The organism is Gordonia caeni (assembly GCF_039537105.1).
Lineage (GTDB): Bacteria > Actinomycetota > Actinomycetes > Mycobacteriales > Mycobacteriaceae > Gordonia > Gordonia caeni.
In genome coordinates, this window is the sequence record NZ_BAAAZW010000009.1 from 26,984 (window position 1) to 46,260 (window position 19,277).

20 protein-coding genes are annotated in these 19,277 nt (G+C 70.1%); 11 read left to right on the top strand and 9 right to left on the bottom strand.

All coding sequences use genetic code 11. The features are described from left to right. The first annotated feature begins 93 nt into the window (after nt 1-93). The 5 genes from ABD732_RS14815 to ABD732_RS14835 all read left to right on the top strand — a co-directional run bounded on the left by ABD732_RS14815 (nt 94) and on the right by ABD732_RS14835 (nt 5,811). Complete coding sequence (locus ABD732_RS14815; RefSeq protein WP_344785088.1) at nt 94-1,149, top strand: AraC family transcriptional regulator; 1,056 nt, start codon at nt 94-96, stop codon at nt 1,147-1,149. Between the two features lie 10 nt (nt 1,150-1,159). Beyond that, complete coding sequence (locus ABD732_RS14820; protein WP_344785090.1) at nt 1,160-2,431, top strand: competence/damage-inducible protein A; 1,272 nt, start codon at nt 1,160-1,162, stop codon at nt 2,429-2,431. Nucleotides 2,432-2,539: 108 nt separating this feature from the next. Then, nucleotides 2,540-3,121, top strand: a complete 582-nt coding sequence (locus ABD732_RS14825) for a peroxidase-related enzyme (RefSeq protein WP_344785092.1) — start codon at nt 2,540-2,542, stop codon at nt 3,119-3,121. A gap of 66 nt (nt 3,122-3,187) precedes the next feature. Then, nucleotides 3,188-4,210 (top strand): zinc-binding dehydrogenase, encoded by a 1,023-nt coding sequence (locus ABD732_RS14830; protein WP_344785094.1) that lies wholly within the window; start codon nt 3,188-3,190, stop codon nt 4,208-4,210. A 155-nt stretch (nt 4,211-4,365) separates the two neighbouring features. Continuing rightward, entirely contained in the window at nt 4,366-5,811 is a 1,446-nt protein-coding gene (locus tag ABD732_RS14835) for a catalase (protein ID WP_344785096.1), read from the top strand. A 68-nt stretch (nt 5,812-5,879) separates the two neighbouring features. Here ABD732_RS14835 and ABD732_RS14840 read toward each other — a convergent pair whose 3' ends face one another. After that, a complete protein-coding gene (locus tag ABD732_RS14840; RefSeq protein ID WP_344785098.1) occupies nt 5,880-6,878 on the bottom strand; it encodes an acrylyl-CoA reductase family protein in 999 nt (332 codons plus the stop codon). Nucleotides 6,879-7,056: 178 nt separating this feature from the next. On the opposite strand from ABD732_RS14840, the gene ABD732_RS14845 reads away from it, so the two are divergent. Further along, nucleotides 7,057-7,395 (top strand): hypothetical protein, encoded by a 339-nt coding sequence (locus ABD732_RS14845; RefSeq protein WP_344785100.1) that lies wholly within the window; start codon nt 7,057-7,059, stop codon nt 7,393-7,395. A gap of 53 nt (nt 7,396-7,448) precedes the next feature. Here the strand turns inward: ABD732_RS14845 and ABD732_RS14850 are convergent, their stop codons facing one another. From ABD732_RS14850 to ABD732_RS14870, 5 genes are read right to left on the bottom strand one after another with little or no spacing between them, the layout of a single operon-like run. Next, complete coding sequence (locus ABD732_RS14850) at nt 7,449-7,760, bottom strand: winged helix-turn-helix domain-containing protein (protein ID WP_344785102.1); 312 nt, start codon at nt 7,758-7,760, stop codon at nt 7,449-7,451. Then, nucleotides 7,757-8,230: a hypothetical protein gene (locus ABD732_RS14855; RefSeq protein WP_425553061.1), complete on the bottom strand. Its 474-nt coding sequence runs from the start codon at nt 8,228-8,230 to the stop codon at nt 7,757-7,759. Before ABD732_RS14855 ends, ABD732_RS14850 begins: the two co-directional genes overlap by 4 nt. A gap of 57 nt (nt 8,231-8,287) precedes the next feature. Then, nucleotides 8,288-8,659 carry a fluoride efflux transporter FluC gene (locus ABD732_RS14860; protein WP_344785104.1) on the bottom strand — a complete coding sequence of 124 codons (372 nt, stop codon included), beginning with the start codon at nt 8,657-8,659 and terminating at the stop codon, nt 8,288-8,290. Then, entirely contained in the window at nt 8,656-9,108 is a 453-nt protein-coding gene (locus tag ABD732_RS14865; protein WP_344785106.1) for a fluoride efflux transporter FluC, read from the bottom strand. The genes ABD732_RS14860 and ABD732_RS14865 overlap by 4 nt, the downstream gene beginning before the upstream one ends. Beyond that, nucleotides 9,105-9,737 (bottom strand): TetR/AcrR family transcriptional regulator, encoded by a 633-nt coding sequence (locus tag ABD732_RS14870; RefSeq protein ID WP_344785108.1) that lies wholly within the window; start codon nt 9,735-9,737, stop codon nt 9,105-9,107. Before ABD732_RS14870 ends, ABD732_RS14865 begins: the two co-directional genes overlap by 4 nt. A gap of 83 nt (nt 9,738-9,820) precedes the next feature. Between ABD732_RS14870 and ABD732_RS14875 the strand changes: the two genes are divergently transcribed. Beyond that, nucleotides 9,821-11,035, top strand: a complete 1,215-nt coding sequence (locus tag ABD732_RS14875) for an oxygenase MpaB family protein (protein WP_344785110.1) — start codon at nt 9,821-9,823, stop codon at nt 11,033-11,035. A gap of 29 nt (nt 11,036-11,064) precedes the next feature. On the opposite strand, the gene ABD732_RS14880 is transcribed toward ABD732_RS14875, so the two are convergent. After that, on the bottom strand, nt 11,065-12,057 hold the full coding sequence (locus tag ABD732_RS14880; protein ID WP_344785113.1) for an arsenic resistance protein: 993 nt from the start codon (nt 12,055-12,057) through the stop codon (nt 11,065-11,067). Between the two features lie 79 nt (nt 12,058-12,136). Between ABD732_RS14880 and ABD732_RS14885 the strand changes: the two genes are divergently transcribed. Genes ABD732_RS14885 through ABD732_RS14895 form a run of 3 tightly spaced genes read left to right on the top strand, consistent with a single transcriptional unit; the run spans nt 12,137 to nt 14,174 of the window. Next, nucleotides 12,137-12,928: an SDR family oxidoreductase gene (locus tag ABD732_RS14885; RefSeq protein ID WP_344785115.1), complete on the top strand. Its 792-nt coding sequence runs from the start codon at nt 12,137-12,139 to the stop codon at nt 12,926-12,928. A 51-nt stretch (nt 12,929-12,979) separates the two neighbouring features. After that, nucleotides 12,980-13,465, top strand: a complete 486-nt coding sequence (locus tag ABD732_RS14890; protein WP_344785117.1) for a nuclear transport factor 2 family protein — start codon at nt 12,980-12,982, stop codon at nt 13,463-13,465. A gap of 25 nt (nt 13,466-13,490) precedes the next feature. Continuing rightward, nucleotides 13,491-14,174 (top strand): DUF6629 family protein, encoded by a 684-nt coding sequence (locus tag ABD732_RS14895; RefSeq protein WP_344785119.1) that lies wholly within the window; start codon nt 13,491-13,493, stop codon nt 14,172-14,174. A 41-nt stretch (nt 14,175-14,215) separates the two neighbouring features. Here the strand turns inward: ABD732_RS14895 and ABD732_RS14900 are convergent, their stop codons facing one another. Continuing rightward, on the bottom strand, nt 14,216-16,615 hold the full coding sequence (locus ABD732_RS14900; RefSeq protein WP_344785121.1) for an ATP-binding cassette domain-containing protein: 2,400 nt from the start codon (nt 16,613-16,615) through the stop codon (nt 14,216-14,218). Between the two features lie 65 nt (nt 16,616-16,680). Between ABD732_RS14900 and ABD732_RS14905 the strand changes: the two genes are divergently transcribed. Then, a complete protein-coding gene (locus ABD732_RS14905; RefSeq protein WP_344785123.1) occupies nt 16,681-17,481 on the top strand; it encodes a hypothetical protein in 801 nt (266 codons plus the stop codon). Here the strand turns inward: ABD732_RS14905 and ABD732_RS14910 are convergent. Further along, the gene (locus ABD732_RS14910) at nt 17,468-19,249 is read right to left on the bottom strand and encodes a serine/threonine-protein kinase (RefSeq protein ID WP_344785125.1); all 1,782 of its coding nucleotides are present in this window, start codon (nt 19,247-19,249) and stop codon (nt 17,468-17,470) included. The genes ABD732_RS14905 and ABD732_RS14910 overlap by 14 nt on opposite strands. Nucleotides 19,250-19,277: the final 28 nt, after the last annotated feature.

A 19,277-nucleotide genomic window follows, 5' to 3' on the forward strand; every position in this document is an offset into this window, starting at 1 on the left:
GTCACCGCCGTCTGTGGCGTATGAGTTCATCGTCACACCCGAGCCGCGCCGATTGCTTGACATCTGGTGCCATACTTTTTTACTTTTCAACACATGGCCGATCTCATCAGCGCCTCCTCGCTCAGTCGGTTCCCCCAACTCGCGGACCAACTCGGAGGCGACGCCGACAGGTTGCTGCGCGGCGTCGGCATCGACCCCGCCGTCGTCGGTGCGCACGACCGCTTCGTGCCGTTCACCGCGGTGTCCGCGCTGCTCGGTCGGGCGGCGGCCGAACTCCGCACCCCGGACTTCGCGCTCCGGCTGGCGGCTCAACAGCATCCGGACATCCTGGGGCCGATCGCCATCGCCGCACGCAACGCCACCACCGTCGGCGCCGCTCTGCAGGCGGTCACCGAGCATGCGCACGTGTACAGCCCGGCACTGGCCACCGCTGTACGCGCCGACGGCGATCACACCGCCTACGAGTTCGACATCGTGCTGCGTCGGGTGCCGGCTCGCGATCACATCACCGAACTCGCCCTGGGGGTCACCCTGAGCACGGTCAAGATGATCGCCGGACCCGCATTCCAGCCCGTGCGCGTCACCTTCGTCCACGCACCGATCGCCGAGCGCGAGGCGTACCTGGAGCACTTCGGTGCTCCCGTCGAGTTCGAAGCGCCGCGCAACACGATCGTCGTCCACACCGAGCTCATGAATCACCGGATCACTCAGGTCGATCCGCTCGCCCACGACCTCGCGATTCAGCTGATGGCCGGCGTGGACCGATATACCTCGTTCGAAGACACGGTCGCGGCCGCGATCAAGCGATCGCTCCCGGTGGGCGCGGCCGGACTGCCCCGCGTCGCGGCGCTCATGGCGATGCATCCGCGCACCCTGCAGCGCAGGCTCGGCACCGCGGACATCACCTTCGACGCACTGGTGGATCAAGTCCGCCGCGACACCGCCGGCGGCATGCTCGCCAACCCGAACGTCCCCCTGTCGGCGATCGCCACGCAACTCGGCTACTCCGAGCAGAGTTCCCTCACTCGCAGTTGTCGACGGTGGTTCGGCAGGACGCCGAAGGAGCACCGGCGTGCGCTGGTGCAGGCAGCGGCCGTGGCACGGTCCGACCCCGCTCGCAGCACGACCACCGATGCCGCGGGGCACTAGGCTCGGCGGGGTGAGCGTGCGTGCAGGAATCATCGTCACCGGTACCGAGGTCCTCAGCGGCCAGATCTCCGACCAGAACGGGCCGTGGGTGGCTGCGCGCCTGCTGGAGCTCGGCGTCGACGTGGCCCACGTGACCATCTGCGGCGACCGGCCCGGCGACATGACGCAGCAGTTGCGCTTCCTCACCGGTCAGGGTCTCGACCTCATCGTCACCACCGGCGGCCTGGGCCCGACGGCCGACGACCTCACGGTCCCCACCGTGGCCGCCTTCTGCGGTCTCGAGGTGATTCGCGACCCGGAGGTGGAGGAGCACATCACCCAGATCATCCGGCGGTGGCGCCGGTTCGCCGACGATCACCAGCTCTCCGATGCCCTCACCGCCGGCATCGCCAAACAGGCCCTGGTGCCGGCCGGAGCGGCCGCGATCCCGCCGACCGGGACCGCGCCCGGTGTCGCGATACCCGCTTCGCCCACTCACCCGGCGATCCTGATCCTTCCCGGGCCGCCCCGGGAACTGCGGGCGATGTGGCCGGCCGCTCTCGCCCAGCCTGCCGTCGCCGGCGTCCTGGCCGGCGCCGACGACGTGGTCCACGAGACGATGCGCGCCTACGGGCTCTCTGAACCCGATCTGGCCGCCACCCTGCGCCGAGCAGGTGAGGAGATCGGTGGCTACGACACCCTGGAGCTCACCACCTGCATGCGCGGCGGCGAGGTCGAGATCGATGCGCGGTTCCCGCGCGGCGCCGCCGCCCATTACGACGCCCTGAAAACACTTCTGCTGCAGGAACATTCCGGGCAGATCTTCTCCCCCGACGGCGCGACCGTGGACGACCTCCTGGCGCGGGCGCTCACCGGCCGCACCATCGCGACGGCGGAGTCGTGCACCGGCGGCCTGGTCGCCGCACGCCTCACCGACCGCCCCGGCTCCTCGGCCTACGTCCTCGGCGGGGTCGTCTCATACTCGAACGACGTCAAGATCAGGGTCCTCGGCGTCCCCGCCGATCTGATCGCCGAACTCGGGGCGGTGAGCGAGCCCGTCGCCGCCGCGATGGCCGACGGCGCGCGCTCGGTCGCCGGCTCCGACATCGCCGTCTCCACCACCGGCATCGCCGGTCCCGGGGGCCAGGTCCCGGGCAAGCCCGTCGGCACCGTGTGTTTCGGTCTGGCGATCGACGGCCGCCCCACCGCCACGGTCACCCGCACCTTCCCCGGCGACCGCACAATGGTCCGCACGCTCGCCACGTCCTACGCCCTGCACCTGGTGCTCGGCGCCCTCACCTGACCCAGTCTCGGCGACCGTGGTCCCGGCGCCGAGCAAGCGCTCGGACAGCTACGATCCGGGTGGACCGCTGCACACAGTGCGACGCGGTCCGCGACGAGAGGAAGAGCCGTGTCCGAGAAGTTCACCCTGCCCGAGAAGGTCACCGCCCTGGACCTGCCCCCGCAGGAGCTCAGTGCCGACACCCGGCGCTACTTCGAGATCTGCCAGGAGAAGCTCGGCATGGTCCCGAACGTGCTGGCGTCCTACGCCTTCGACGATGCCAAACTCACCGCCTTCACCGCCATGTACAACGACCTGATGCTCGGCGACTCGGGGCTGTCCAAGCTCGAGCGCGAGATGATCGCGGTCGTCGTCTCGTCGGTCAACAAGTGCTATTACTGCCTCACCGCGCACGGCGCCGCCGTGCGGCAGCTGTCCGGCGACCCGGCGCTCGGCGAGCAGTTGGTGATGAACTTCCGCGCGGCCGACCTGCCCGCCCGGCAGCGCGCGATGCTCGAGTTCGCCGAGAAGCTGACCGAGCAGCCCTCGAAGATGGACGAGGCCGACCGGCAGGGCCTGCGCGCGGCCGGCTTCTCCGACCGGGACATCTGGGACATCGCCTCCACCGCCGCGTTCTACAACATGACCAACCGGATGGCCGGCGCCGTCGACATGCGGCCCAACCCGGAGTACGCGGCCCAGTACCGCTGAGCGCGCGGGGACCGCCTCGCGGACATAGAGTCGAAGGCGACCCACCCCGAGTCCCTGGAGGCACGAATGCGCGCAGTAGTGATGTACGGCCCGGGCGACGTCCGCGTCGAGGAGGTCGAGGAGCCCACCCTCACCCGGCCCACCGACGCCGTCATCCGCGTCACCGCCACGTGCGTCTGCGGGTCGGACCTGTGGCCCTACCGCGGTTTCAACGAGATCGGGAAGCCGGCGCGCATGGGCCACGAGTATCTCGGCGTGGTCGAGCAGATCGGTGACGACGTGCACGATCTCGCGGTCGGCGATCACGTGGTCGGCTCCTTCGTCGCCTCGGACAACACCTGCGAGATCTGCCTGGACGGTTACCAGTCCCGCTGCATCCATCAGGTGATGATGGGCGGTATCGGCACTCAGGCCGACTACGCACTGATCCCCTGGGCCGACGGCACCCTGGTGAAGATCCCCGCCGAGCGGACTCCCGAGCAGACCGCGTCCCTCCTCGCCGCCTCCGACGTCCTGGGCACCGGCTGGTTCGCCGCCGTGGCGGCCGGTGCGGGTCCGGGCAAGACCGTCGCGGTGGTCGGTGACGGCGCGGTGGGTCTGCTCGGCGTCCTCGCCGCCGAACAGCTCGGCGCCGAGCGGATCATCGCCATGTCCCGTCACGCCGACCGCCAGGAACTGGCGCGCCGTTTCGGCGCGACCGACATCGTGACCGAACGCGGCGCCGCCGGGATCGCCGAGATCAAAGAACTGACCGGAGGTTACGGTGCGCACTCGACCATCGAGGCCGTCGGCACCCAGGAGTCGATGCAGCAGGCCATCGGCGCCACCCGGCCCGGCGGACACGTCGGCTTCGTCGGGGTGGCGCACGACGTCGAGCTCGACGGCTCGGATCTGTTCGTCTCCACCGTGCACCTGCACGGCGGTCCGGCGCCGGTGCGCCGGTTCCTTCCCGACCTGGTCGAAGCGATCATGACCGGACAGATCGCCCCGGGCGTGGTCTTCGATCTGACCCTCCCCATCGAGGAGGCGGCCGAGGGCTATCGCGCCATGGACGAGCGCACCGCAACCAAGGTGATGCTAACCCTCTGAACTGCACATTCATCGCCTCGCCGGGGCGGAGGACCCCGTCCTGGCGACACCCCTGACGGGACCGTCCTGCTGACGTACCATCCGGATTGAGGGGGCTCGTTCGGCTCCGAGACCCCATCTCAGCCCCGCTGAGCCGAGCCCTGGAGGCGAAACCGATGACGGAACGTCCATACACCACCACCGATTCCGGAGCACCGGCCGGCAGCGACGAGTATTCGCTCACCGTCGGCGCCAACGGTCCGATCGTCTTGCACGACCACTACCTGATCGAGCAGATGGCGCAGTTCAACCGCGAGCGGATTCCGGAGCGCCAGCCGCACGCCAAGGGCAGCGGCGCGTTCGGCACTTTCGAGACCACCGACGACGTCTCCGAGTTCACCTGCGCGAGCCTGTTCCAGCCCGGCGCCAAGACCGAGATGCTGGCCCGATTCTCGTCCGTCGCCGGCGAGCGCGGCAGCCCTGACACGTGGCGCGATCCGCGCGGCTTCGCGCTGAAGTTCTACACCGACGAGGGCATCTACGACATGGTCGGCAACAACACGCCGGTCTTCTTCCTTCGCGATCCCCTCAAGTTCCAGCACTTCATCCGCTCGCAGAAGCGCCGCGCCGACAACAACCTTCGCGACCACGACATGCAGTGGGACTTCTGGTCCCTCTCCCCCGAGACCGCCCACCAGGTCACCTGGCTGATGGGCGATCGCGGTACGCCGAGCACGTGGCGGCACATGAACGGGTACAGCTCGCACACGTACCTGTGGGTCAACGCCGAGGGCGTGAAGCACTGGGTCAAGTACCACTTCAAGACCGACCAGGGGGTGGAGTGCCTGACCGGCGAAGAGGCGGACCGGTTCACCATGACCGATCCCGATCACTACACGCGTGACCTGTTCGAGTCGATCGCCGGCGGCGACCATCCGAGCTGGACGCTGCACGTGCAGCTGATGCCGTTCGACGACGCGAAGACCTACCGATTCAACCCGTTCGACCTGACCAAGGTGTGGCCGCACGCCGATTACCCCCTGGTCCGGGTGGGCAAGATGACGCTGCACACCAACCCCGTCGATCACCACGCCCAGATCGAGCAGGCGGCCTTCGCCCCGAGCAACGTGGTGCCCGGGATCGGTTTCAGCCCGGACAAGATGCTGCTCGGCCGGGTCTTCTCCTACCCGGACGCCCACCGCGCCCGGATCGGGCCCAACTACCAGCAGATCCCGGTGAACAGGCCGATCAACCCCGTGCACAGCTACTCCAAGGACGGGGCGATGCGCATCGACCCGGTGCACGACCCGGTGTACGCGCCCAACTCCAAGGGCGGTCCGGCCGCGGACTATCCCGGCCAGGCCGAGCCGCAGTGGGCGGCGGACGGCGAACTGGTCCGCAGCGCCTACGAGTTGCACGCCGAGGACGACGACTGGGGACAGGCGGGCACGCTGGTACGTGAGGTGCTCGACGACGACGCGCGCGAACGCCTGGTCTCCAACGCCGCCGGGCACTTGCTCGCCGGCGTCACCGAGCCCGTGCTCGAGCGTGCTTTCGAGTATTGGCGCAACGTCGACGCCGACATCGGCGCCCGGATCGAGGCGGCGGTGCGGGCCGGCTGACCCCGCACCATCCCGGAGACGCGGTGACCGGTCCGCTGGGACCGGTCACCGCGTCGCCGTTCGGGCGGTCAGAACCCGCCGGCCACCCGCACCCGGGTCCGACCGGTGACCGCCCCGGACAGGATGGTCCGGAGCGTTCCGGGCAGTGCGGCGACGTCCACCTCGGTGGTGACCGCGTCGAGATGGCGGGGCTTGAGGTCGTCCCCGAGCCGCGCCCACAGCGCCCGGCGCCGGTCGATCGTCTGCTGCACCGAGTCGATACCGGCCAAGGTCACACCCCGGAGGATGAACGGGTGGACGGTGGTGGGCAGGTCCGCGCCGCCGGCCAGGCCGGAGGCTGCCACCACGCCCTCGTAGCGCAGGGTGCTCGCGATGTACGCCAGCGTCGTCCCGCCGACGCAGTCGACGGCGGCGGCCCACTGCGCCTTGCCCAGGGCGCGCACTTTCTCCCCCTCCGGCGGCACCCGGCCGATCACCTGGGCGGCCCCGAGCGCACGCAGCAACTCGTGAGCACTGTCGGTTCCGGTCGAGGCCACCACCTCGTACCCGGCCCCGGCCAGCAGATCGACGCTCACGCTGCCGACGCCGCCGCTGGCACCGGTCACCAGGACCGGACCGTCGTCCGGTGTGATCCCGTAGGAGATCAGCCGCTCGACGCTCATCGCCGCGGTGTACCCGGCGGTGCCGATGGCTGCCGCCTCGGCGGTGGTCAGACCGTCGAGGCGAACCACCAGGTCGGCGGGCACACGCGCGACTTCGGCGTAGCCGCCGTGCCGAGCGGTGCCGATGTCGCGGCCGTGTGCGACGACGGCGTCACCGACGCTGAAGTCCGCCGACGTGCTCGCCCGCACCGTGCCCGCGATGTCGATCCCCGGAATCAGCGGGTAGTCCCGGGCGACTCCGCCTTTCGGTGTCACCGCGAGCGCATCCTTGTAGTTCACGCTCGAATAGGCGACGTCGATCTCCACCGCCCCGTCCGGCAGGAAACTCTCGTCGACCCGCTGGTGGGCCAGCTCGATGTCGCCGCTGTCGCCCTGTTGCGCCACAAGCGCATTCACTTCACCCATGTCCGAAGCCTATGCCCTCGCCGCCTCCGGTGGTCGACCGATTCGCGGCACCGGACCGCGGGCCGGTGACCGGCCTGCTCACCGACCGGCTGACCGGCGCCGACGGGTGACCTAGGCTCGAGCTCATCGAGGTGCGCTCCGGTGCGCCACCACGGCCACGAGTGGAAGCGAGTCCCCCATGAGGTTCGGCGACGACTGGCAGGCACGTCTCACCCGCATGCCCGGGCCGGAGGGTGTCCACCGACTCAGCGTCACCGGCACCTTCCACTTCGACGGCCCGCCACGCAGCCTCACCGTGGCACCCGGCAGGCAGGGCTTCAATCAGTACATGCTGATCCTGACGCTGACTCTCGGTGAAGGACCGGCGCCGTCGTCCGACGAGCCCGACGTGAAGGTGGACTGGACCACCGACGTCGGCATCGAGTACACGGAGGTCTCCGTCGGCGTCGTCGGCTCCCCCGTCGCCGGCGTCACCCTGCCCGTCATCACCGATGAAACGACCTTCCGTCCGATGTGACCACAGCCTGGTCACATCGGGCGGAAGGTAGCGTACGACGACCCGGCCGGCGATTACGGGGTCACGGTTTCGGTGTCCCCGGCGGCGGCGACGATCTCCCGCAGCGCGGCCACATGCCCGGTGAACGCCGTTCGCCCAGTGGGCGTCAGGCGGGCGCGCACGGTGTGCCGGCGCCCGGTCAATCGCCTCTCGGTGGCCACGTAGCCGGCCTTCTCCAGTGTCGTGAGCTGTTTGGACAGGGCCGAATCGGACAGCTCGAGTCGATCTTTGAGGAACGCGAACTCCGCCCAGTCGGTGGAGGCGAGCGCCGCCACCAGAGCCAGCCGGGTGCTCGGGTGGATCAGCTCGTCGAAACGCGCACTCATGCGTGCGCCCAGTGCCGCAGCGTCCGCAGGATCTCCGGGCCGCCGAAACCGATGACCGCCGCCACCGCGACGGACGCGATGATTCCCGCGTGAGCCGCTCCGTCCGCGTCGAGCCACAGTGCGACGCCGACGGTGACCAGCACCCCGGCCACCAGGATGGCGATGATCAGCCACGGCAGCCGACGGCTCACGGCGCTCCGGCGCAACCGGACTCCCGCCGTACCGCGAGTGCCGTCGTACAGACGCCCGGCCAAGGTGGCGTTGAGCGCGCCGAAGAGCACGGTCCCGGTCACCGCAGCCCACACCGGAGCGAGGCTGCCCAGAACCCCGAGAGCGATCCAGCCGGCCGCGGTCATCCACCAGTACCAGCGCGGCAGACCGACGTCGTCGGAGACCTTCTGCTGCACTCGGTCGACGGCCTCTAGTGCCGATCGAGCGTTGTCGCCGGTCGCTTCGTTCATCACGATCACTCACTTTCCTTGTCGGAAAGTAACGTTCCTCTTTCCAGTCGGGAAAGTCAATAGGGCTCAGGAGACGACCCAGAATCCGAGCGCCGCCGCCGCAACGGTGGCGACCAGCGTGCCGAGCAGGTTGACCGCAGCCGCCCCCCAGCGCCGGTCCCGCGCCAGGGTCACCACGTCGACCATCGCCGTGCTGAAGGTGGTGTAGCCGCCGCAGAAGCCGACGCCGAGCACCAGGCGCCAGCCACCGGACTCGCCGCCGAACAGGGCCGCCCCGGTGATCATGCCGAGCAGAAGGCTGCCGGCCACGTTGACGCTCAGAGTGCCCCAGCCGACGCCCCGGCCGTACCGGGCCGTCACCAGTGTGTCCTGCGCGTAACGGGCGACGGCGCCCAGACCGCCGGCGACCCCGATACCGAATACCAGCGCGAGGGTCATCGGCCCACTCCCCTCTCCGGATCGGGTCCCCGGAGACGCCGCACGGCCTGCGCGGCACACAGACCCAGGCCCGCAGCGGTTAGACCGAAGACCAGGCTGGCGGCCGCATAGGCCGCGGCCAGTCCCGCCTGTCCGTGCCGGCCCAGCTGATCGAACTGGACGGCGAAGGAACTGTAGGTGGTGAAGGCGCCGAGGAATCCGGTGCCGAGCAGCAGCCGCGCGCGCCGCACACGGTCGGCGCGCCACCCGGACGAGGTCAGCGTTTCCAGCAGCAGCCCGAGCGCGAAGGCGCCGACGAGATTCACCGTGAACGTGGACCAGGGGAAGCCGTCCGGGCCGGAGGGCAGTGCCACATCCACCCCGTACCGCGCGGGGGCCCCGAGTAGGCCGCCGAGGAAGACCGTCACCATCGCCGTGCCGTGCCCGGCGAGCGGGCGCACTCGGGTCACCGCAGGTCGCCGACGGCGGTGACGGCCATGCAGAGCTCGGTGCACACGCGGGCGAGATCTTCCACGGGGATGTCGCGCTCGGCCAGCCAGCCGTCGATCACTTGGTTCACCCCGCCGACCACGAACTGCGCATGCCGGCGCGCCGCGGCATCGACCACCGGTGTGAAGCCCGGGACCTGCGGGCCGTATTCCAGAATCAGGGCGGCGAGCAGCTCGAAGGTCTCCCGGCGCCGGTTCTCCAGCCCCGCGATCTGCCCGACCTCCGTGGTCAGGATGCGCTGGCGCTCGGGATCTTCGGCGATGCCCCGCAGGAAGACCGTCAGCGCCGCCTCGAGCCGGGCTTCCACGTCACCCTCCGCTCCCATGCTGGTCTCGACCAGGGTCGTGAACATCTCCTCGCGCACTTGATCGGCGACGGCCACGATCACCGCGTCCCGGTTCGGGAAATGCTCGTAGAAGTAGCGGTTGGTCAGCCCCGCTTCGGAGACCACACCGCGGACGGTCACCGCCCCGAGCCCCTGCGCACCCCACGCGCGTCGGGCGGCGGCGATCAGTTTGTCGCGCCGCGCGGCCCGGCGGTCGCCTGCGCTCACGCCGCCGTAGTCCCGAATCACCGTTCCACGTGCCATTGACAGCGAATTCTAGCCGAGCCTATATTCGGACAACACGCGTTACCCAAAGAGCTGCGCCGTCCCGACAGGAGCCTTCCGCCATGGCACACACCATTCCCCGGCGACATCCCGACGCTCCGGTGCCGATCCCCGCGGGAGTGTCCGCGATCGGCACCGCCCTGGGGGTCCGCGGGCCCGATCCCGCCCGCTTCCAGCAGTTGGGCGAGCTGTTGATGGCCGGCGATCCACTGATGGACGAGTTCGCCGACTGGATGTCGACACAGGATTCCGCGCTGGTCCGGCCGCTCTTCGAGCAGGCCCTGGCGCGCGGTATCGACAGCGTCGAGAACGCCCCGGCCCCGCTACGAGCACTGTTCGACGAACTGGAGTCCGTCCCGGAGTGGGTCGATGCCGATCAGCTGGAGACTGCGGCGGCCGCCATGCGCAGCGGCGGCGCCGACGGCCTGTACATCGCGCGCGACGTCGCCCTGCTCGGCGGATATCAGTTCGCCGGCTTCAACCAGACGCTGTTGCGCACCGGGGCTCTGGAGAAGGGCTCCAACACCCGGTTCGCCGAGACCTCGCAGTGGGCGATGGACGTGATCGCGGCCGGGGGCCTCGCGCCGCTCGGCCCGGGCTACCGGTCCACCGTCCGCGTCCGGTTCATCCATTCGATGGTGCGCCGGCACGTGGGCGCCATGCCCGACTGGGACGCCGATCAGTGGGGACTGCCCATCAACCAGACCGACATGGCGGCGACCATCGTCGGCTCGCTGATCGCCCCCAGCCTCGGCGGCCTCGGGATGGGTATCGTCAACCGGCCCGCCGAGTACCGTGCCATCGCCCATCTGACCCGGTACGTCGGCTGGCTGATGGGTATCCGGGACGACTTGCTGCCCAACGACTTCCGCGATGCGATCCGTCTGCTGATGCACACCTCGGCGGCACTGGCCACCCCCGACGAGACCAGCAAGCGGCTGGCCAAGCCCATGGCGGACGATCCGATGCACTGGCAGTACCGACATCTGAGCCCTCTGCGCCGCCGCTGGGCCCGCCGTCAGCACCTGTCCATCAGCGCCGCTTTCCTTGGCCCGAAGGCCATGGCCACGCTCGGACTGCCCACTCGCACACTCCCCTGGTATCCGCTGCTCGCCCTCCCGCGGAATCTCGTCCGCTCCGGCGTCGGCTTCCTGCCCGGCGGCCGCGACTGGATGGCGGCGCGCGGCGACCGGCAGGCCCACGCGTTCCTGCGCACCATGACCGCGGCACCGGCCACCATCGGCGCCACCACCACCGTCGCCGAGCACGTGGCCTGAGACCGATCGCGGTTCCCCGGGCCCGGCGCTCAGCCCACCGGCCCGGGGACCAGGCGGGGCACCAGCCGGACCAGGACCACCATGGCGACCAGTTCGATCAGCGTCTGCAGCACCACCACCGACGCCGCGGCCGGTGCCAGCGGCCCCGGAAGGGCCAGCGCCAGCGGCAGCACCACGAGCGAGTTGCGCGTCACTCCGGAGAAGACGACGGCGCGCCGACCTCGCGTGTCCAGTCCCAGCCCTCGGGCGGTGACAACGCCGAAGATCGTCATCGCGACCGCGAACAGTGCATAGATTCCGGCCACCGTCCCCAGACCGGTCGGCCAGCCGTCCAGGCGGGGCAGTTGTGAGGCCACCACGGTGAAGAGCACCGCCATCATCAGCGGCACCATGGCCACCGTCGCCCCCGACTCGGCACGACGGCCGGCGCGGGTCCGCCGGGCCCACCACTGAGTCGCCCACGCGAGCAACAGGGGAAGCACGATCAACACCGCGAAGGCTTCCAGGAACGGCCGCACCTGGACCACTGCAGTCAGCTCCCGCCCGAGGAAGGCCCACAGATAGAGCGGCAACAGAGCCATCTGCACCACCAGCAGCACCGGCGTGGCGGCGAGGAGCCGCCGCTCGTCACCGCCGGCCAAACCGGTGAAGACGATGACGTAATCGACGCACGGGCACAGCAGCACCAGCAGCACCCCCAGTTGCACGCCGCGCTCGGACGGCACGAGCGCGAAGAGGGCGGCCACCACCAGCGGAACCACCACGAAGTTGAGCACCAGCACGGCGCCGAGGAACCGCCCGCCGCGCATCGCCCGCCCCATCGCGGCCACCGGAACCTGGAGGAAGGTCACGTACAGCAAAGCCGCCAGGAACGGGGTGATGAGCACGCTCAGCGACGAGAACGTCTGCGGAGCAAGTACTCCCGCCGCCGCGGCCACCGCGATCGCCCCGAGGTAGCAGGCGACCTGATGACGCTCCAGCGAGGCAGCCGCGGCCGCGGCCGAGGGACGGGAAGCCGGCACCCGGCCAGGTTAGCCGACCCCGGTGCCGCACCTGGCGAATCAGCCTGCAGCCGGGGCCGGCCCCGGGTTAGGGTGCGGCATGCTGACGGATCGATTTCGAATGGACGACCGCGTCGCGGTGGTGACCGGGGCCGGGCGCGGCCTCGGCGCCGCGATCGCCGTGGGTTTCGCACAGGCAGGCGCCGACGTGGTGATCTCCGCCCGCACCGCCGACGATCTGGAACGGGTGCGCGGTGCCGTCGAGGCGACCGGCCGCCGCGCTCTGGCTGTGCCGCTCGACCTGGCCACCGCCGATCCCGGGGAACTCGCCGAAGCCGCAATCGCCGAGTTCGGCCGGCTCGACACGGTGGTGAACAACGTCGGCGGCGCCATGCCGAAACCGTTCCTGGACACCAGCGTGCGCGACCTGGTCGGCTCCTTCGCGTTCAACGTCGGGACGGCGCATGCGCTACTGCTGGCGGCGGTCCCGCACCTACTCAAGAACGAGGACGGCGGCAGCGTCGTGAACATCACCTCCTCCATCGGGCGGCTGTCGGACCGCGGCTATCTCACCTACGGCACCGTCAAGGCGGCCCTGACGCACTACACCGAGCTCGCCGCGCAAGATCTGAGTCCGCGGATCCGGGTGAACGCGATCGCGCCCGGCGCCGTGGCCACCTCGGCCCTGGAGGTGGTGGCCGCCGACGACGGGCTGCGCGGGCAGATCGAGGCCGCCACCCCGCTGCGCCGCCTCGGCGAACCGGAAGACATCGCCGCAGCCGCGGTCTACCTGGCCAGTCCGGCCGCCGCCTACGTGACCGGCACCGTCGTCGAGGTGGACGGCGGCCTGGCCGCACCGAACTTCGCCCTGCCCATCCCCGACGTGCAGTAACCCCGGCATGCACCTGCACTGCTGCGTCGAGCCGTTCCGAAGGAGCCTGTCATGACCGACGCCGACGACATCCGCGCGATCGAACACCTCAAGTACCGGTATCTGCGCGCGGTGGACACCCGGGACTGGACGGCCTTCGCCGACACCCTCACCGAGGACGTCCACGCCGGGTACGGCTCCAAGATCAACGGCAAACCGCTCACCTTCACCGGCCGCACCGAGCTGACCGAGTATCTCCGGCAGGCGATGCCGCCGGACATGGTCACCGAGCACCGGGTCAGCCACCCGATGATCGAGGTGGACGGCGATACCGCGACCGGCAGCTGGTATCTGCAGGACCGCGTCATGGTCCCCGAGTACGACGTGCTGATCATCGGTGCCGCCTTCTACCGGGACACCTACCGACGCACCCCGGACGGCTGGCGGATCTCCTCGACCGCCTACGACCGCACTTTCGAGGCGACGGGCACCCTCAGCGGCGCCGGCCTGACGGTGCGGCCCGGCCCCGCGATCATCGGCGCGCCCGCCGGGGACTGACCGGCCGGGATGCCACGATGAGCTCATGTGTTTCAACGCGACCTCGAGCTTCATCGGCGCCGGTGTGATCGGGGTGGCCGGTGTGGCCACCCTCGCCCTGGTCCGGGACAAGCGGCAGCTGCCGTTCGCCGCCCTCCCCCTGCTGTTCGCCGCCCACCAGGCCCTCGAAGGGTGGACCTGGCTGGAGCTCGACGGCTCGTCCGACGCCCAGCTCTCCGGCTGGGGCGTGCACATGTGGGTGATGTTCGCCTGGGCGCTGCTGCCGATCTACGTGCCGTGGGCGGTGTGGCTGATGGAGCCGGACCGGCGCCGCCGCGGCTGGCTGCGGTGGCCGATGGTGATCGGCGGCGCCCTGGCGCTCTACATGGTGTATCTCTCGGTGCAACCCGAGATCGGCGTCCAGGTGATCGACAGCAACCTGGCCTACGAACTGGGGGCGCCGTTCAGCGGCGTCTGGCTGGCCGTGCCCTACGTGTTCGCCACCTGCTTCGGGCCGATGATGAGTTCGTACCGCTGGGTGATCGCGCTGGGCGTGGGCAATCTGGTCGCCATGACCATCGCCGCCATCATCAAGGCCGCCGACTATTCGTCGATCTGGTGCACCCTCGCGGCCTTCCTGAGCCTGATCGTCTTCGGCCACTACCTGTCCCAGTACACCGGTAAGGGCACCGGAAGTCCGGTGGGCCGGCCGCAGCCCCTCCCGGCCTGATCCGACAGCCGGCCTCGAGTCGAGGCCCGAGCCTTCTGCGCTCAGGCCCCGACGTAGTCGGCGAGGTGCTGGCCGGTCAGCGTCGAGCGATCGGCCACCAACTCCGCCGGCGTGCCCTCGAACACCACCCGGCCGCCGTCCTGGCCCGCGCCGGGACCCAGATCGATGATCCAGTCGGCGTGCGCCATCACGGCTTGGTGGTGCTCGATCACGATCACCGACCGGCCCGAATCGACCAGCCGGTCGAGCATGCCGAGCAGCTGGTCGACGTCGGCCAGGTGAAGGCCCGTGGTGGGCTCGTCGAGCACGTACAGCCCGGCCTTGTCGGCCATGGCGGTGGCCAGTTTGATGCGCTGGCGCTCGCCGCCGGACAGCGTGGTCAGCGGCTGACCGAGGGTGAGGTAGCCGAGCCCGACGTCGGCCAGCCGGTCCAGGATCTTGGACGCGGCCGGCGTCCGCGCCGCGCCCTCGGCGAAGAAGCCGCGAGCCGCCTCCACCGTCATGGCCAGCACTTCGCTGATGTCCTTGGCCGAATCCCCGTCGCCCAGGCGGTATTCCAGCACCTCGGCCCGGAACCGCTTGCCGCCGCAATCCTCGCAGGGTGAGGCCACCCCGGCCATCGTCACCAGGTCGGTGTAGATCACCCCGGCGCCCTTGCACACCGGACACGCGCCCTCCGAGTTCGCACTGAACAGCGCCGGCTTCACACCGTTGGCCTTGGCGAAGGCCTTCCGGATCGGTTCCAGCAGACCGGTGTACGTGGCCGGATTGCTGCGGCGCGAGCCGCGGATCGCGGTCTGATCGATCGCGACCACCTCCGGCTGCCCGGACACCGAACCGTGGATGAGCGAGCTCTTGCCCGACCCCGCCACGCCGGTCACCGCGACCAGCACGCCGAGCGGAACGTCGACGTCGACGTGATCGAGATTGTTGGCGCAGGCATCGCGGATCTCCAGCGTCCCGGACGCCTCGCGCACCTGCGGTTTCAGGACCGCACGGTGGTGCAGGTGACGGCCGGTGACCGTGTCGGCGGCCTCCAGACCGGCCAGGTCGCCCTCGAAGCACACCTGCCCGCCCCCGGTGCCCGCCCCGGGCCCGAGGTCGACGAGGTGGTCGGCGATCGCGATCACCTCCGGCTTGTGCTCCACCACCAGCACCGTGTTTCCCTTGTCCCGCAGGCGCAGCAGCAGGTCGTTCATCCGGGAGATGTCGTGCGGGTGCAGTCCCACCGTCGGCTCGTCGAACACGTAGGTGACGTCGGTGAGCGCCGAACCGAGATGCCGGATCATCTTGGTGCGCTGGCCTTCTCCGCCCGACAACGTCCCGGTGGGACGTTCCAGGGCCAGATAGCCCAGGCCGATCTCCACGAACGAGGAGAGGGTGGCACGCAGATTCTCCAGCAGCGGCGCCACCCGCGGATCGTCGAGCCGGTCGACCCACGCCGCCAGGTCGACGATCGGCATGCGGCACGCATCGGCGATGCTCAGCCCGTCGATCTTGCTGTTGCGGGCGTGCTCGGCCAGCCGGGTGCCGTCGCACTCGGGGCAGACGGTCTGGGTCACCGCGCGCTCGATGAAGGCCCGGATGTGCGGCTGGACCGAATCGATGTCCTTGCTCAGCATGGACTTCTGGATGCGCGGGATCAATCCCTCGTAGGTGAGGTTGATGCCGTCGACCTTGATCTTGGTCGGCTCCTTGTACAGGAGGGCGTCCAGCTCGGTATCGGTGAAGTCCTTGATCGGCGTATCCGGATCGAAATAGCCGCAGCCGCTGAAGATCCGCCCATACCAGCCGTCGGCGCTGTAGCCCGGAATGGTCAGCGCGCCCTCGTTGAGCGACTTCTCGGCGTCGTACAGCTGGGTCAGGTCCATCTCCGAGACGGTGCCCATCCCTTCGCAGCGCGGGCACATGCCGCCCAGGCTCTCGAAGCTGGCCTTGGTGGCCTTCTTGTCGCCGACCTTGATCGCACCGCTGCCGCTGACCGACGGCACGTTGAACGAGAACGCGGTGGACGGTCCGACGTGCGGCTCTCCGAGCCGGCTGAACAGGATGCGCAGCATCGCGTTCGCGTCGGTGATGGTGCCGACCGTCGAGCGCGGATTGCCGCCGATCCGTTCCTGATCGACGATGATCGCGGTGGTGATCCCGTCGAGGACGTCCACGTCGGGCCGTGCCAGTGTCGGCATGAACCCCTGGACGAACGAACTGTAGGTCTCGTTGATCAGCCGCTGACTCTCGGCCGCGACCGTGCCGAAGACCAGCGAGCTCTTGCCCGAGCCGGACAGCCCGGTGAACACCGTCAGCCGCCGTTTGGGCAGGTCGACGTCGATGTCCTTCAGGTTGTTGACCCGGGCTCCCCGTACGCGGATCAGATCGTGGCTGTCGGCCGGCACGGCGGGGTGGTCGTCGGCCTGCGGGTCCTGGTTCGAAGCGGTGGGCATGTCTGTCATTGTTCCGTATCCCGGCAGGCGATACTGGACCGCGTGACCGACCGGCGGTGTGCACCGTGAAGCCCGATCAGATCCGCGAGCGTGCAGCCGCCGCCGGTGCGCGGCTGCGCGATTCCGTCGTCGTCGCCGTCCTCACCGGACTGGGCCGCGCCAACGTCACCGACCGGGCGATGACCCTGGCCGGCCAGGCCTTCACGTCGATCCTGCCGGTGCTGATCCTGATCACCTCGATGCCCGGCCGGGGGCCGATCGAGCGCGCGCTCGACCGCATCAGCAGCCAGTGGCTGGAGCTGGACACCGGTTCGTCGTTCACCTCCGACGCCACCGTCGCCTCCTTCGGCATCGCCGGGGTGCTGATGACCGTCATCGGTGCGACATCGTTCTCCCGCGCCCTCGACCGGATGTACGCCGAGGTCTGGGAGTACCCCCGGCTCGGCATCGCCGGCTGGTGGCGGTGGCCGCTGATCATCGCCGCCATCGTCGCCGGGATCACCGTGGAGGTCTTCCTCATCCGCAGCTGGCCCTACGGCCTGACCATGGTGATCGAGACGGCGCTGAGCCTGCTGCTCTGGGCACTGGTCTGGGCGGCGGTCACCCGACTGCTCACCGCCGGCCGGGTCGGCGGCCGGGACGTGCTGGCCACCGGCGTGGCGATCGGCTCGGCCGTGGCACTGTTCTTTCTTCTCACGCAGATCGGTTTCGTGCCGATCCTGACCAACGCCGAGGCGCGCTTCGGCACCCTCGGCGTGGTCTTCTCGGTGATCGGCTGGCTGTTCGTCTACGCCTGGGTCATGGTCGCGGCGGTGGTCGTGGTGCACACGGTCCGCACGTGGACTCCGCGCGTCAGCGCGTCATGACCTGGGTCCGGGCGATCGCCTTGTCCACTTCGCCACGGCTCAGCGGGTCGTTGTTGGCCGAGTAACCGAGTGAGATCGAGCGCGGTGTGGTGTCGGCGATCAGCAGGGTGAAGTCGTCCGAGGTGATGGCGCCCCGCGAGACCGGCACCTTTCCGCGGAAGATCAGCACCTGCATGTCGCTGTCCTCAGGATGGTCCTCCCGTTCACTGTCGATCACGGGGGTGCGGGGGTTGGTGTTCTGATATCCGGGCATGTCCGGCAGGCATTCGATGATCTTGCGGCCGATGGCGCGCAGATCGCCGGTGAAGTCCGCCGGCAGCGCGCCCACCAGCAACTGCGCCTGCCAGTTCTGACCGGCCGGGCGGGAGACGACGATGCCGTCCGATCGCACCAGGAACGGCATCTGGCCACCGGGGTCGGGTGACCAGCCCGCCGGGAGGGCCTCGCTCGGAATGCGGATCGGTCCGGCCTCGAGGTTCGGCGACGTGCCGCGCCGCGTTCCGTTGCCCGCAACGCACGCCGTGGGTACGCCGCCGACCACGGCGGGATCGCTGGCAACGCTGCTGGAGGGAGACGCGCTGGTGCTGGGCGAGGTGCTCGACGAACTGGATGCGGTCGTCGTCTCGTCGTCTCCGCCGCCGGGAAGGACCAGCGCCAGGGTCACCCCGACCACCAGGATCAGGGCGATCAGCACACCGCCGGCGATCAGCACGGCGGTGCGGTTCCCGCTCGAGCCGCCGGTGCCGCCCGGGCCGCCCGCCGGAAAGCCGGGCGGAATCGGACCGCCAGGCGGAATCGGACCGGCAGGACTGTATCCCGGCGGCGGTCCACCGACGGCGGGGTACGCCGGCATCGTCGCGCCGTGACCGGGCGCGCCGCCTGCGGGCGGCACGGCCGGTGGCACCGCGGCACCGGCTCCCGGCGCACCCTGCCCCGGCGTGATCGGCGTCGTCGCGCCCGGCATCGTCGCACCGGCCGGACCGCCGACGACCCTGGTCGGCTCGTTCGCAGTCGGTTCGTTCACAGTCGGCTCGTTCAGGGTCTGAGCGAGTGCTGTGCCCTCGGCGCCGAGGAGCGCGGTCGCCAGGGCGGCGGCGAAGTCGCCGCAGGACTCGTAGCGTTCACCGGCCGGCCGCCGCACCCGGGCCAGGACTTCGTCCACCTCGGGCGACAGCTCGGGCCGCATGGTGGTGACCCGCTGGCCGATCGAGGCTCCGCCGCTGAGCAGAAAGGTGGCCAGCTCCCCCAGTGCCGCCTGGTCGGCGCGCTGCCCGGCCGGTCCGCCCGCCTCCGGAATCCCGAATCCGGTCACCCGATAGCGCCGTCCGGCCGGTCCGTCGGCGACGAGCACGTCCGACGGGGCCACCTCCGACCGGGCCAGCCCACGCGCGCGCGCCTGATCGAGGGCGCCGCCGACCGCGATGACCGCGGCCGCCGCGTCCTGGACGCTCAACGGTCCGGACTGGCGTACCAGCGCCTCGGCCGTGGGCGACAGCAGATACTCGGTGGCGATCCACAACCGTCCCTGTTCCTCGCCGTATCCGCGGATCGCGACGACGGCCGGATGATCCAGGCTGCCCGCTTGTGCGGCCGTGGTGAAGAAGGCCTGGCGATAGGCCGGGTCGCTGCCCCGTGACTCCGGCAGCAGCAGCAGGATGTCCTCCTGCGCGCCCTGAGGGGGTTTGATCAGGTAGGTTTCACCGGCAGGTCCGACCCCGAGCGATCCGACGATTCGCAAGCCGGCGAAGGTTTGTCCCGTGCGAAGCATGCGGTCACCCTACGACACCCGGCGGTGC